Genomic DNA, 14,969 nt, shown 5'->3' with positions numbered 1-14,969 from the left:
TAAGGAACAGCTGAGCAGCGATCTTTGCTGATTATGCTAGGCTGTAGCCTATTTCATTCTGTTTCGAATCACCATGCCACAATTAAATGTTCAACAACTGCAAGAATTTCTGCGTAGCGATTTTCCACAAAGTAGCGTGGTAGTAGAGTCGGTGTCAGAGCGTGGCGCATGCGTACGCCAAGCCATTGATCAAAGTCATTTGCGCCCTGGTGGCACGGTTTCAGGACCTGTCATGATGGCGGTCGCAGATGTCGCGATGTACGTTGCTTTGTTAGCCGAAATCGGCATCGTACCGCTCGCAGTGACCACCAACCTCAGCATCAATTTCTTACGCAAGCCACGCGCAGATAAAGACCTACTTGCGCATTGTCAGCTGATAAAAGTCGGCAAAACTTTAGCGGTGGGGGAAGTGAGTTTGTATTCGGATGGTAGCGATGAATTAGTCGCGCATGTTGTGACCACTTATGCTATTCCACCACGTTCTTGACACCGATGATGCGCTAGGAAAATCTAGCAGTATCGTAAAAGTGATCACATAATCTTTTCATTGATACTAATCATTGAGACTAATCATTTATATCAATGCTTATGATTGATTTTGACAAGCGTGTGACAAGTTCGTATGCTTCGCTAGCCACGAAAAATTTCATGGTGATTTTTTATTTTTTTATTGCCATAGAATGACACTACGCCGTATTTTTTCTGCCGCATTATTCAGTTTCATAGGGATCACAAACGCTGCCATTGCTGCGGGACCGCTGAAGCTTTTATACGAAATTCGTGACCCTATTTCTTATCGTGATTCCCGTGGAAAAATCACCGGACTAGTCATCACGCCAACCGCGCAAGCAATGCAACATGCCGGGATTTCTTACGTCTGGGTGGAAACACCATTCAAGCGCCAACTCAATGTGGTTGAAGCAAATGATGAAGCAGTCTGTGCAGTTGGTATGTTTAAAAATAAAGACCGACAAAGATATGCCAAGTTTAGTCAGGCTATTTTTCATGATACAGACCGACCTTCCGTCATGCTTGCACATCGCGATTTCCAACCTGAAAAGTCCATGGATTTATTGCGCACACTCAGCATACCCGGCATCAAGATGTTAAAGAAAGATGCGGCATCGTATGGAAACGTGATTGATGATGCAATTGAACGCTCGCGCGTGGTGGTAGTCAACACTACTGCAGAATCCCTAAACATGGCAAAGATGTTAGTCGCCCGCCGCGCTGACTTTATCTTTGTCCCTGAAGATGAAGCGCTCAATATGATCAAAACTATACCGGGTGGTGAACAACTGCATATCTTTAAACCGCTAGGTATGCCGCAAGGTCCAGAACGATTTCTGATGTGTAGTTTGCAAGTGCCGGATGAATTGATTCAGCGCTTCAATAAGGCACTGATAAAGTAAAACGAAACTGATTGAGAAAGCAAAAACATCATGCGCAGACAAAGAATTAGTTCAGGCTCAACTTTCGAAGAAAAAATCGCCTATTCACGTGCGATTGTTCATGGAGACTGGGTGTTTGTTGCTGGTACCACGGGATTTGATTACAGCAATATGACGATTGCCGACGATATCTACACACAAACTGATCAATGCTTAAAGAATATCCAAGCAGCGCTTGCACGAGCGGGCGCCACGCTAGCCGATGTGGTGCGTGTCAATTACGTAGTGCCTGATGCTAGTGAATTTGAATTATGCTGGCCTGTGCTACGGCAATATTTCGGTGAGATTCGCCCTGCTGCGATGATGATCTCCGCAGGTCTAGCTGATCCGCGTATGAAAATTGAAATCGAGGTCACCGCAATTAAACAGTCACCAAATACGCCGACTGATCCAACTTGATTGGAAAAAAAAGTGCAGCACGATGACATCGTCTGCACTTCTCTCACGTCGCTCAGCAACTCAGTGATCAATCAATTAAGCAATGCTCAATTAATTAAGCATCTAACTCACTCTGTTGCACAATAATTCGCGACACCAAGCCATAATCACGCGCTTCTACCGCAGTCATCCAATAATCGCGTTCGATATCGCTCGTCACACGTTCTAAAGTCTGACCAGATTCTTTGGCGATTAAAGCAGCAATGCGTTCACGGATTTTTACGATCTCACGTGCTTGAATCGCAATATCTGTCGCCTGTCCACCAGCGCCACCGCTAGGTTGATGAATCAAGAAGCGGGTATTTGGCAAGCAAACGCGGTGCTGCTTAGGTACTGCCAAAAACACGTTCACGGCTGCGCTACCAACCCAGCCGGTACCAACCACACGCACTGGCGCATTAATGAAACGGATCATATCGTGAATCACATCACCAGATTCAACATGACCACCTGGTGAAGACACCAATAAAGTAATTGGTTCATTCGACTCAGCCGACAATGCAATCAAACGCTTACTCACTTCAGCCGCTAATTTATCGTTGATCGTACCGAAAACCAAAACGGTACGCGATTTAAACGCCTTCTCTTCCAAAAATGGACTTGCGGCTTCAGCTTGCTTCTCTTTTTCTTCAGACATAATCACTTTCTTCTTCAACAAATTGCGACGATCTATATTCGCTTATAACGACACATATTAGGCCGCTCGCGTATAGATCAAGGGGAAATTACCAATCAATTCCTCAACATATTGGCTTACTACACCAGGCTGAGATTTTGATAAAACCGACATGCTACTCGATTTCTCGACACTTGCGCGGTCCTAAGAAGCCTTCAGCAAATTTGGCGCAAGTGGTAACCATGCTTGTTCGGCCTGCCATTGCTCAGACCACGCCTTCAATTGCTCGGCTGGCATTGGTCGTGCAACGCCATAGCCTTGGGCTAAATGACAACCTAAATTCAATAATGTCGCACCATGTGCCAAAGTCTCTACGCCTTCAGCAATCACTTCGCGATGAAACGCATTGGCTAAACGGATCACACCTTCAACGATGCCTAAATCTTCTGCATCATGCAGCATATCGCGTACAAAGCTTTGGTCAATTTTTAGCGTATCAATCGGCAGTTTGCGCAAATAAGTCAGCGAGGAATAACCAGTCCCAAAATCATCCAAAGAAAAACGCACACCTAGACGACGGCAGCTTTGCAAGATATCGACGGCTTGCTCGATATCGACAATTGCAGCCGTTTCTAATACTTCCAATTCAAAACATTGCGCCGGCATCGCCGAATGCTGTGACAAAGCAAACGCCAAATGTGTGCTGAAATCTCTATGCAAAAGATGATCAGCACTAATATTCACACTAATTGAAATTGCTAAACCTTGTCGATGCCAGATCTCACCTTGCGTTAACGCTTCTTGTATCACCCATTCACCTAGTTTTTGATCGAGCGTACTGCCATGAATATAGGATAAAAACTCGGCTGGCGATAAGATGCCTCGCTCGGGATGCTTCCAACGAATCAAAGCTTCTGCACCAACCAAGCGCCCATCACGCAAATCGACCTTCGGTTGATAATACAAAACAAATTCACGATTTATCAGCGCTGTGTTTAATAATTCAAGAAAACTACGATGAAGCTGCGCCTTTCTATCACTCTCGGGATCAAACAAATGGTAACGATTTTTCCCTGCATTTTTTGCCACATACATGGCCTGATCTGCGTGTCGCATTAAGCTATCGGCATCGGCATTATCATCCGGAAATAAACTTACACCGATACTCGCTGTGACTTGTAACACAATGCCATCAACCCGAACTGAATGACTGGCAGCAAGCAAGACGCGATCTAACACTTGCATACATTCCATCGAGTTTTTTATGTCCGACAACAAAATCACAAATTCATCACCACCAATACGAGCCAAGGTATCGTTAGCACGTAATACATTACGTAGGTGCGCGGTCACGCCGATCAATAATTGATCACCAATATGGTGACCATGCTGGTCGTTCACCAACTTAAATCCATCTAAATCCAAAAAGCAAACGGCTAACAAACTTTGATCTCGCTGCGCCCGGATTAGCGCTTGTCCTAGACGATCGCTCAATAGACGACGATTTGGCAAACCCGTTAAGGTGTCGTAATGGGCGATCTTATCGAGTTCATCTTCATGCGCTTTTAATTGCGTGATATCTGAAAAAACGCCAATGTAATGCAATACCGTACCAAGCTCGTCGCGTACTGCCGATATTGATAACAACTCAATGTATTCCTCACCTGACTTGCGGCGATTCCATACTTCACCTCGCCAAAAATCATTTTTGATTAGGTCACGCCATAAGTGTTGATAAAACTCAGCGGGATGACGCCCAGATGCCAGAATCTTTGGGCTCTTACCAAGCACTTCGTCGTCACGATAACCTGTAATTCGTGTAAATGCCGGATTAACTTTGCTAATGAGACCATGAATATCCACCATCATGATGCCTTCATAGCTACTTGAAAAAACTGTGGCAGCATCACGCTGCGCTTGCTCTAGTACCTTTCTCTCGGCGATATCGGTATGTGTGCCGGACATTCTAGCGGGTGCCCCATCCGCATCCCACTCCACGACCCGACCCCGAGTCAAAATCCAATGCCATTCGCCACGCTTAGTCAAACAACGCATCTCCAATTCGTGTAGCGCACTTTCTCCCGACAAATGTTTCTGAATCGATTCCAATGCTTTTGGATAGTCCAATGGGTGAACATAGTTTGACCATTTATCTGGTGATATTTTCATTTCTCCAGGCTGATAACCTAACATCGTTTCCCAACGCGCGCTGACTTCCAGTTCATTGGTTTTCAAATTCCAATCCCAATAACCTTGATCAGTTCCTTCCAACACACGTGCTAACTGCTTCTCGCGCTCTCTCAAAGCATTTTGCGTCAATTGCACTTCACTTAAATCACGCCCAAATGCAACGTATCGACCGTCTGGTAATCGTTTGGTAATCATCTCAACCTGCACCAAATTACCGTCAATTCGCAATAAAGGCCACTCTCGACGAATGAACTTCTCTGCTGCCAACTCTCGTAAATGCGCGGCTAATTTCAGTTTAGTCACATCATCGAGCAAATCAGGAATCGACATCGTCCGAAGTTGCGATAAGCTATGTCCAGTTAACTTGCATGCAGACGGATTGGCAAATATAAATTCCCCTTTTGGATTCGTAATCCAAATCGCATCACCAGCCTCTTGTAAGACAAGCTGCAAGTCTTGCTCGATCCGCTTCAATTCAGAGATTTCATGCGAAATACCAAATACGCCACAGATCTCTCCTGTTTCATCGATTAAAGGACCTTTGGTCGCCAAAAATACTAGTTTCTTTCCGGTTTTAGTCGTCAAGTGAGCTTCGTGCTCTTGTTGATTACCACTCGTCAGCATGCGCTGATCGTTACCCATAATGAATTGTGCAGAACCTGTATCAAATAATTCACTATCATGCGCACCAAGAATGTCTTCTATCGGTATTTCTAAATGATTCGCCATCGCCTGATTTGCCATGACATAGCGACCTTGCAAATTTTTGACATAAACCGCATCGGAGGTTCCCGAGACAATCGCATCTAGTAAGCGCCTATGTTTCTCATCTTTTGCCATTGCGTGTTGCAACAGTTCGCTCAAAACACTAACGGCAATTCCATTCACCACAAAAATCAACCATTGAAAGAGATCAGTCGAATCATTGACTGCTAAGCTGCCTCTTGGGTCTAACACATAAATATAAATAGCCAACGCAGCTAAGCTCGTGGACAACAATCCCGACCACAAACCTCCTAACATCGCACTAAGTACGATAGGAAAAATGAACAATATCAGCATAGGTTCACCATGAACACCAATGGCAACAGTCTGGTGAAGCACAAACATCCCCGCGGTAAGTGCTAAGGTCAGACCATACACTAACCAAGGCGAATGTCTTAACGGATGATGCTCATCAGCCAAATTGGTAGATAAAGTAAAAGCACGTCGATCACGTCCAACTGGTACTGCATGCATCGCAAAATAAAATAAAGTCGTCGTTGCTACAACAAAGAAAATACCTTTGACGGTAGATAGCCAAAGCATCGAACTAACATCAGTAAACAAAGTCAGTAGTTGATCGGATAGAAATATCCATGCACATGCAAACACCGCATAAACGCAAGTAGCCAATAAAATATAACGCCGACGTGTTAAGCCCAACATAGACTTTTTCCTGTGAAAACCATCGCAATAGTACCTAAACTGAGTGATGCTAAGATTGCCTGAAATAGCGCAAGTGGTCTATGATTAAATGCAAATTCTGAGTTCTTAACAACGCCTATCTGTATTGCCGCATAATCATTCAATTCCGTTTAAAAAAAGTCGCTTATGTTGATCCGCCCAGCTGTGCTAGAAGATGCCGAAGTGCTGAGTCACTTGGTTCATCGCATTATCAGTTATCTCACTATCCACGAAGATGGACGTGATGCAGAACCATTTTTTGCCAGCATTACGCCTGCGGCTATGGCAGAACGCTTGCAATCAAGCCAATTTCGCTACTGGCTGGGAATTGACGATCATCAAAAAATCGTCGGCGCAATCGGTATTCGTGACAATGCCCATCTTTACCATTTATTTGTTGATCCTGAACATCATCAGCAAGGCTATGGCACGCAACTCTGGCAATACGTTAAATCGTACGCACTGGCGCATGGTAATCCGGGAGTTTTTACCGTCAACTCATCTCTGTTTGCAGAAAAAATGTATCGCAAATTTGGTTTCGTTCCCACCGCAGAAAAACAAGAAATGCATGGTTTGGCATTTATTCCGATGACTCTAAAAATGGCGGCGGAATGAATTACGGATTCAATCAACCTCACCAAAAATTGACGTGCCAGCTAAGTAAAAGAATCGGTAAGTTATTTACAGCATTGCTCTTGCTGAATGTCATCAGCGCTGCGGCAGATGCGCAAGTGCTGACGCAAATCAACAAAGATCTCGGACACGGCTATCGATTTCAAGAATCAAAACAAATCAATGTGTCTGGCCGCTGGCATAGTAATCAGAGTTTTAAATTTCTGTATTTTGATAAACGTTATCTTTGCCAATGTACTGAGTTTAGTATTTCACCATCGGGGCGCTATGCCATCTTTCAAATCAGTGGCTCACTTGGAATTGCCAGTTTTAATCGCGACAAACTACGGGTGAATAATCTTCCAAAGCTGCCCAAAGGAAAACTCAAGCAAGTAATTTGGTCTAAAAATGAAAAACAAGCAGAGCTACATATTCAAGCAGAAAAAAGTATGGATGGAAATGCTAGTGACCTCAAGGAAGTTATCAAGAAACGTATCACGCTCAAGTAAGCTCAATGCAAATTCGACGCCTACCTTGTGATCGACTGAAACAGTAAATCGAAATTTCTATAACAACGATCAACACGAACAAAGCAGAACTCAGAGAAGTGAGGACAATCAATGAAAACGCTTGGTCTAATCGGCGGTATGAGCTGGGAATCAAGCATTCCTTATTATCGTCAAATCAATGAAGCGGTAAAGCATGCACTGGGCGGCTTGCATTCAGCAAAGATCATTTTGTTCAGTGTCGATTTTCACGAAATTGAAGTACTGCAAAGACGAGGCGATTGGGACGCCGCTGGTGAGATTTTGGCACAAGCAGCACAGGCACTAGAGCGTGCCGGTGCAGATGCCATCGTTTTATGCACCAACACGATGCATAAAGTCGCAGGGACTATCGAAGCAGCGGTCAAAATCCCCTTGCTGCACATCGCAGATCCAACTGCAACGAAAATTCGATCGCAAGGATTGCAAACAATCGGCTTACTCGGCTCCCGATTTACGATGGAACAAGCGTTTTACAAAGACCGCCTGCGTCAACAACATGGCTTAAAAGTATTAATCCCAAATGAAGCTGATTGCGCAATTATCCATCGCATTATTTACGATGAACTCTGTTTAGGTATCATCCGCGAGTCTTCACGCCAAGACTATTTGCGCATCATGTCTGCGCTAATTGAAAGTGGTGCGGAGGGAATTATCCTAGGCTGCACCGAGATTTCTCTATTGGTTCATAATGGTGATGTCGCAGTACCCTTATTTGATACTACGAGCTTACACGCTCGTGCTGCTGCAGACTGGGCATTGAAGCCATGTGAAATGACCTCATCTGCAACTGCAACTGCAACTGCGAATTAAACTGAAATTTGTAGAAATGCTGCGCGATCGTCTCGACCATTTATCTAGTTAGGAAATTCTGATGCAAACGCCAATTCAACCTGCTATTTTTTTCGGTCATGGCAGCCCTATGAATGCGATTGAAGACAACCAATTTACTGCCATGTGGGAACAGCTAGGCAAGCAATTTCCTAAGCCAAAGGCAATCTTGGCAATTTCTGCACATTGGATGACCACTAATGTGGCGGTTACTGCGATGTCGAAGCCAAGAACCATTCACGATTTCGGTGGATTTCCACCCGCCTTATTTGCGGCAAACTATCCGGCACCGGGCAGCCCTGAACTAGCGCAACGAATCAGCCAATTATTAGGGCCTATGCATGTACATCAAGACCACACTTGGGGTTTGGATCATGGCACTTGGTCGGTTTTAATCAAAATGTATCCAGCTGCAGATATACCCATCGTGCAACTGAGTTTGAATCTGCATGAAGGCGAAGACTTTCATTTTCGCCTAGGCAAACAATTGGCGAGCTTACGTGATGAAGGCATCATGATCATCGCTAGCGGCAATATCGTGCATAACTTGCGACGACTGGATATGCGCATTGATGGTTTCGATTGGGCGCAGCGCTTTGACACACAAATTCGAGAAGCAATACTGCGCGAAGACTTTGCCAGTGTCGTCAATTACACGCAATATGGTCAAGATGCGCAATTGTCGGTGCCAACGGTAGAGCACTACTTACCACTGCTTTATGTTCTCGGAGCAAAACGGGAAGGAGATCAAATCGCTATCGTCAACAAAGAATTAGTGATGGGTGCTATCAGCATGACATCGGTAGTCATTACGCATCCAAACTAGCGCTAGCTTGGCTTGCCACAAACGTTTACTCAGAAGCCGCGTTATTCAAATCTTGATGTGCCAAGAAATAAGCAATCGCCTGATCCGCTGGTAAGGCTTTGGAAAAATAAAAACCTTGGCACAGATCACATCCAGCATCGCGCAATACCATTAACTCATCTTGCGTTTCGACCCCTTCTGCAACGACGGTTAAATTCATTGCCGACGCCAATGCCACGATACTATTGACGATAGGGTTATCTTGCTTACTGCCGCGACTTCCTTTGACAAAAGTACGGTCGATCTTGATTACATCTAAGGTCAATTGATGTAAATAATTGAGCGATGAATAACCAGTACCGAAATCATCTAACAAAACGCGTACATGATTTTTTTGCAGTACCTGAATATTGTTCTGTGCAATCGCAAATTTCTCGATGACCGCACGTTCGGTAATTTCTATGCCTAGGGTATTCGGTTCAATCTTAAATTCATGCAGCAAGGCCAATACCGTATCAATAAACTCTGGACTAGCAAAATGACGACCAGAAATGTTTACGCTCACCTTGGGCGAAACCCCTGTTTGCTCGCGCCATACACGCATTTGTTGCAAAGCATGACGCAAAACATAGCGATCAATTTTTTCGATTAAACGGTGCTTCTCAGCGTAATCAATAAACTCATTAGGTGGAATCCAAGACTTCAAAGGATGTAGCCAACGCAGTAGTGCTTCAAAACCAACTGCGACGCCAGTCGCCACATTCATCACGGGTTGGTAGTGCAAGACAAACTGTTGCTCATTTAATGCCGTATGAATTTCTTCACCCAATACTAAATCACGTACATTGGCGCGATCTAATAAAGGATCGTACAGTTGGTAATGGCCACGACCTGCGGACTTGGCTTGATACATAGCAGCATCAGCGCGACGAATAATCTCGCTCGCGGAAATCGCAGAATCCGTCGCAAAAGCGATGCCGATACTGGTCGAGCAAATGATCAAGGCCTCATTCGCAGCAATCGGTTGCTGCAAAGCCAAAATAATACGCTCGGCTAATTGCACCGCCGTTTCTTGCGACTCGATATCTTCTAAAAACAAAGCAAATTCATCGCCACCAAGCCGTGCCACTGTATCAAGCTGACGCGTTTGCTGAGTCAACAAACGCCCAAACTGGGTCAACAGCGCATCCCCAACCGCATGCCCATAGCGGTCATTGATGGTCTTAAATAGATCCACATCCATATACAAAACAGCGCACAGTCTTTGTCCTTGGCGGTCTTGTTTTTTCAATGCGTGCGCAACGCGATCAAGAAACAAAGTTCGATTTGCCAAACCCGTCAGGGAGTCGTGCAATGCTAAATGTTGTAATTTCTTTTCAGTGACTTTGCGCTTCAATAGATTCGACACATGACGCGAAACAAAGCTCAGTAATTCTCTGTCTTTTTCGAGATATTCAACTAAAGGCGAATAAGTTTGCACCACTAAGGCGCCTTTTAAATCATCGCCAGCATTGATTGGCACACCCAACCAAGATTCTGCAATCGTTCCGAGCAATTCAAAATCACCACGCTCTATGCGCTCAACGATTTCTTCACGATTAAGCAAAAGTGAAGTGTTATTGAAAATCACCCATGCCGACATACCGCGCATCTCGGTATCGATGGGGCCAATGTCAGCCGGCAAATCTGGATGACGCTCATCCACAAAATAGGGAAATTCTATACGCCGCGTCTCGTCGTTATAGACCGCGACAAAGAAGGATTTTGCGTAAAGCAATTCAGCAATCAGATGATGAATACGCTCATACACTGTGAAGAAATTCTCATCTTCGTAAGTTAATGCGGCGATATTAAAGAGTACGCTTTGCAGCTTCTTTGCATATTCCAACTCACTGATCGACGATTCCAGCTGATCGATCAAATTTGTTTGTGCTAACTTCGCAGCAACCATGGATGCGACCGCCGTTAATATCTTAATGCGATCGGGTGTATAAAAATCTTTCTCGAGATTTTCGCTATCAATCACGCCAATTAATTGGTCGGAATAAATAATCGGTATCGCTAACTCTGAGCCAGATTCCTGCAAATCGACCACATACCCAGCATCGCCACTGAGGTCGTTGACGATAATTACTTCTCTGCGCAATGCGGCACGTCCGACAATTCCCTCGCCTAAGCGCAGTTCTAGCGCGTTGCTGATCACACCTTCCTCATCAAGCTTATGCCCAAACGCTGATTGTTGAATCAGTAGCTGCTTATGGCTATCCCACAAGTAAATCACACAATCCGCGAAACCCATTTGACCCACGACTTCATTCGCGGTGTACCACAATACTTCTTCTCGGGTGCGTAAGCGTAACAAGGCAATCGCAAATTCGCTCAAGATATTCAGCGAAGAATTCCGCTCGCGTAATAGCGCAATTTCTTGTTCGGTTTCGACGCTCATAGATGGATTGATCGGCATCACTGTCAAATGCTCTCTCACTAAGATAGCTTTATTAAAAAAACTCGTGCTGAACTTGGGTGCGATCTGGGTGGGTTTCAGCGTATTTTTTACGAGAGCAATTATGCAGGAATTTTCAGACGCTTTACGGAAAATTGAAGATCTAAGAATACAAAACAACAAACGCGAAACCGAATAGCAAATCACCGATAAACATCAATGGAGAAGGTCAAATTCAACGCCACATCGAAGCGCACATGCAAAAAAAGCAAAGCTGAATTTCTTCCGCTTTGCTTAGTGATACCTAGTGATACTTGATGATATGTCTTGATGTTTGGGGTAATGCTTAACTCAATTCTTGAGTTCCTCAGCATCGTTTTTCATGATTTCGCCCCGCCTATTGAGCAAACTCCTTCTCATGTAACCATGCGGCGTGATGTACGGTACGCTTACTTGCCGTCCAATCGACCAACATTTGCGGTGCCAATTGATTTAAGCGCTGCAACATCTCTGGCGTTGAAGTATTGGCAGCAAGTTCAATCCTGTGCCCATTCGGATCATTGAAGTAAATCGACTGGAATAATTCATGATTCGTCGGCCCGATGACTTCCAAGCCTAAGCTCTCCAGATGCGTTTTTGCCGCCATCAAATCAGCCAAGCTATCGACTTTAAACGCCAGATGCTGCACCCATGCTGGGGTGTTCGGATCACGGCCCATAGGTGGCGAATTCGGAATCTCGAAGAATGCTAAGACATTGCCGTTTCCTGCATCCAAAAACACATGCATATAGGGATCTTCTTCTTTGGTCGATGGCACGCGATCCTCCGAGATCGCCAGCATAAATTCCATCCCTAAAGCTTTTTGATAAAACTCCACTGTCTCTTTAGTATCGCGACAGCGATATGCGACGTGATGTACGCCCTGTAATCCGAACGCGGAGCTTGATGATGTTGCTGAGCTTGCTGAGGTTGCCGAGCTTACTGATGTTGATAGTGATGTCATGTTCACACTCCTTAAATTACGCCGCGACGTTCTTGGTCTTTTTCGATAGAGCGGAACAAGGCACCAAAATTGCCTTCACCAAAACTCAAATTATTCTCACGTTGAATGATCTCGATAAAAATAGGGCCAATAATATTTTTAGTGAAAATTTGCAGCAAGTAGCCGTCTTCATCACCGTCAACCAAGACCTGATGTTGTGCAATTCTGGCGTGATCTTGACGCACATTCGGAACACGTTGAAACACGTCTTGATAGTATTCGTCATCGATATCCAAAGTCTCAATCTGACTACCCTGTAATTGATCTAGTGAATGCAAAATATCTTTGGTCAAGAACGCCAAATGCTGCACGCCAGGTCCGTTGTAATCGCGCAGATATTCGGCAATTTGATCTTGTTCATTCTTCGGCTGATTAATCGGAATACAGAAACTGCCATCGGGGGAACGCAGCGCGTAGCTTGTCAATCCAGTTTTAGCGCCTTGAATGTCAAAGTAACGCACCTCAGTAAAACCAAAAATGCTCTTATAAAAATTGGCCCATTTTTCTTGCTCACCAAATGGGACGTTATTGGTCAAGTGATCAACACAGAGGAATCCTTTGTCCGCTTGTAGCAAGGGCGACGGCAAAGCGACGAAATCGCGTTCATAGATCGTTAAAGCACCGGTGCTGGGCTCGATGAAATAGATCAAGCTATCACCGATTCCGTACACTGCTGGATAAGCATGATCTTTGTCTGCATCTGCTACTGCACGGGCACCGCGTTTCACCGCTTCTTGCAAAGCAAACTGCGCATCTTCGACCCGCCACCCCATAGCGCAAATTGATGGCCCATGCTTCTGCGCAAAGGCGGCGGAATTGCCTTGACGCTCATTGTTGATGAGGAAATGAATATCATTTTGACGGAAATAGGTAATCGCTTTCGATGCATGTTGACGCAGTTTCGAAAAACCAAAAGCCCAAAATAATTTTTCTAGATAGTCTGCGGATGGACCACAGAATTCAGTAAATTCTATGCCCTTGAGCTTCAGTGGATTTGCTTGTGTCATCGTCGGTCTCCATTCAAATTATGTTCACCAACACCGCGTTAGTGAATTTTCTTGTCACTGTAACCAACACACTTAAACAAAAAAAGCGTAATATTTTGCATAACACAATCTAATTATTTGATCATGTTGACCTCGCTTTTTATAATCTTATGAGCTTAGATCTGAATTTTTTATTGGCACTCGATACCGTGGTACGTGAAGGCAGCGTCGCCAAAGCTGCTCTGCGTTTACATCGCGCCCAATCAGCCATCAGCTACCAAATCAAGCAACTTGAACAACAACTAGGATTAAGCCTGCTTGATCGTGATGGCTATCGGGTCAAACTCACATCGGCAGGTGAAGTCATATTGTCAGAAGGTCGGCGTCTGCTGATTCAAGCGAATCAATTAGAAGTGTTGGCACAAGAATTGAATCAAGAGTGGGAAGCCAAACTCTTGGTCATCATTGATGGCATCTTGCCGCTGCAATCGATACTCAAAGCATTGAAGAATCTCGCCGATGAAGGCGCACCAACCCGCGTCCAAGTCAAGGTGGAGTTTTTACAGGGTGTACAACATCGCTTTGAAACCGATAATGCGGATCTAATGATCGTCAAAGACTATGTTGCACATCCACATCTACGTGCAGAAAATTTGTCAGAAATCGAGTGTATTTTGTGTGTGAGTGCCTCACATCCGCTGGCAGCAATGCGAAATATCAGCCTCGCACAATTACAAGCACATACGGAATTATCGGTACAAGATTCCAGCCAAAGCAGCAATGATCAACACATATTCGGCAGCGAACGTGTGTTTTACTTAGACGGCTTTTTCGCCAAGAAAGAAGCTTTGTTAATGGGCTTGGGTTATGGCTGGATGCCCAGCTTTTTAGTTCAAACTGAACTCAAGAAGAAGCAATTAGTTGAAGTTAAATTTGTAGAAGATTCGCGTTATCGTTTCATTCCCAAAATGGTACACCACCGCAATCAAAATTTAGGCCGCGCTGGACGACGATTGGTGGAATTACTACGTGCAGAAACTTCGCTATAAATGACTGAATACGACAGCTCTAGCGGATAAAAAAACGGCAGCACTTTGGCTGCCGCAAACACATGTCGGTTTTAAATTTGCACTCACCGCTAATGCTTCACCACTTTCACGGATTTGTTCACTTTAGACGAATCTACATAAGCAATGGCGCCCGGCGTGCTGGCAACGAATTTCAAAATCTCATCATCACTCGTCATTTCTTTAGGCGGCTTAGCACCACCAGTAAAAATCTGCCTTGCCCATTGTGCCTTTAACTGTGATGGATTTTTCTTGAGTAACTTATTACCAAACTCTTCACGCAAGGGACCTTCTTTTTGATCAATCGGCGTTGCTTCACTACCATTGGAAAAAGTTTTAGTTTGTCCCAAAAAGATTTTTGCAATCTGCTCTTCATCAATCGCTGCCGAGTTCGCAGGATTCACAATCACAACCACATCGGCAATCGCTGCGCTACTAGTAAACAAGCCGACGACCACGACACTTACGCATAGTTTAGAAAAGGAAAAATGCATGAT

14 protein-coding genes are annotated in these 14,969 nt (G+C 44.6%); 8 read left to right on the top strand and 6 right to left on the bottom strand.

The window, feature by feature from the left end:
• Positions 1-73: 73 nt before the first annotated feature.
• From IE103_RS07945 to IE103_RS07935, 3 genes are all read left to right on the top strand, one after another.
• Positions 74-487, top strand: coding sequence for a PaaI family thioesterase (locus IE103_RS07945; RefSeq protein ID WP_189345538.1), 414 nt, complete (start codon positions 74-76; stop codon positions 485-487).
• A 193-nt stretch (positions 488-680) separates the two neighbouring features.
• Positions 681-1,412, top strand: a complete 732-nt coding sequence (locus IE103_RS07940) for a substrate-binding periplasmic protein (protein ID WP_189345536.1) — start codon at positions 681-683, stop codon at positions 1,410-1,412.
• 30 nt (positions 1,413-1,442) lie between these two features.
• The gene (locus IE103_RS07935; protein WP_189345534.1) at positions 1,443-1,850 is read left to right on the top strand and encodes a RidA family protein; all 408 of its coding nucleotides are present in this window, start codon (positions 1,443-1,445) and stop codon (positions 1,848-1,850) included.
• A gap of 94 nt (positions 1,851-1,944) precedes the next feature.
• Here IE103_RS07935 and IE103_RS07930 read toward each other — a convergent pair whose 3' ends face one another.
• The gene (locus IE103_RS07930) at positions 1,945-2,526 is read right to left on the bottom strand and encodes an ATP-dependent Clp protease proteolytic subunit (RefSeq protein WP_189345532.1); all 582 of its coding nucleotides are present in this window, start codon (positions 2,524-2,526) and stop codon (positions 1,945-1,947) included.
• A 183-nt stretch (positions 2,527-2,709) separates the two neighbouring features.
• A complete protein-coding gene (locus IE103_RS07925) occupies positions 2,710-6,123 on the bottom strand; it encodes an EAL domain-containing protein (RefSeq protein ID WP_189345530.1) in 3,414 nt (1,137 codons plus the stop codon).
• Between the two features lie 165 nt (positions 6,124-6,288).
• Here IE103_RS07925 and IE103_RS07920 point away from each other — a divergent pair, with 165 nt between their 5' ends.
• From IE103_RS07920 to ygiD, 4 genes are all read left to right on the top strand, one after another.
• Complete coding sequence (locus IE103_RS07920) at positions 6,289-6,756, top strand: GNAT family N-acetyltransferase (RefSeq protein ID WP_189345528.1); 468 nt, start codon at positions 6,289-6,291, stop codon at positions 6,754-6,756.
• Entirely contained in the window at positions 6,753-7,262 is a 510-nt protein-coding gene (locus tag IE103_RS07915) for a hypothetical protein (protein ID WP_189345526.1), read from the top strand. Before IE103_RS07920 ends, IE103_RS07915 begins: the two co-directional genes overlap by 4 nt.
• A 111-nt stretch (positions 7,263-7,373) precedes the next feature.
• A complete protein-coding gene (locus tag IE103_RS07910) occupies positions 7,374-8,111 on the top strand; it encodes an aspartate/glutamate racemase family protein (protein ID WP_189345524.1) in 738 nt (245 codons plus the stop codon).
• 61 nt (positions 8,112-8,172) lie between these two features.
• Positions 8,173-8,955, top strand: a complete 783-nt coding sequence (gene ygiD / locus IE103_RS07905; protein WP_189345522.1) for a 4,5-DOPA-extradiol-dioxygenase — start codon at positions 8,173-8,175, stop codon at positions 8,953-8,955.
• Positions 8,956-8,980: 25 nt separating this feature from the next.
• Here ygiD and IE103_RS07900 read toward each other — a convergent pair whose 3' ends face one another.
• The 3 genes from IE103_RS07900 to hppD all read right to left on the bottom strand — a co-directional run bounded on the left by IE103_RS07900 (position 8,981) and on the right by hppD (position 13,426).
• Complete coding sequence (locus tag IE103_RS07900) at positions 8,981-11,380, bottom strand: EAL domain-containing protein (RefSeq protein WP_189345521.1); 2,400 nt, start codon at positions 11,378-11,380, stop codon at positions 8,981-8,983.
• Between the two features lie 394 nt (positions 11,381-11,774).
• On the bottom strand, positions 11,775-12,380 hold the full coding sequence (locus tag IE103_RS07895; protein ID WP_189345519.1) for a VOC family protein: 606 nt from the start codon (positions 12,378-12,380) through the stop codon (positions 11,775-11,777).
• An 11-nt stretch (positions 12,381-12,391) separates the two neighbouring features.
• Positions 12,392-13,426, bottom strand: coding sequence for a 4-hydroxyphenylpyruvate dioxygenase (gene hppD / locus IE103_RS07890; RefSeq protein ID WP_189345517.1), 1,035 nt, complete (start codon positions 13,424-13,426; stop codon positions 12,392-12,394).
• A 149-nt stretch (positions 13,427-13,575) separates the two neighbouring features.
• Here hppD and IE103_RS07885 point away from each other — a divergent pair, with 149 nt between their 5' ends.
• Positions 13,576-14,454, top strand: a complete 879-nt coding sequence (locus IE103_RS07885) for a LysR family transcriptional regulator (protein WP_189345515.1) — start codon at positions 13,576-13,578, stop codon at positions 14,452-14,454.
• An 89-nt stretch (positions 14,455-14,543) separates the two neighbouring features.
• On the opposite strand, the gene IE103_RS07880 is transcribed toward IE103_RS07885, so the two are convergent.
• Positions 14,544-14,966: a type 2 periplasmic-binding domain-containing protein gene (locus IE103_RS07880; RefSeq protein WP_189345512.1), complete on the bottom strand. Its 423-nt coding sequence runs from the start codon at positions 14,964-14,966 to the stop codon at positions 14,544-14,546.
• Between the last annotated feature and the right edge of the window lie 3 nt (positions 14,967-14,969).

The sequence above is a fragment of the Affinundibacterium macrobrachii genome (genome assembly GCF_014652415.1).
GTDB lineage: Bacteria > Pseudomonadota > Gammaproteobacteria > Burkholderiales > Burkholderiaceae_D > Undibacterium > Undibacterium macrobrachii.
The sequence above is the reverse complement of the archived record's forward strand: the minus strand, read 5'-3'. Positions and strand labels throughout refer to the sequence as shown.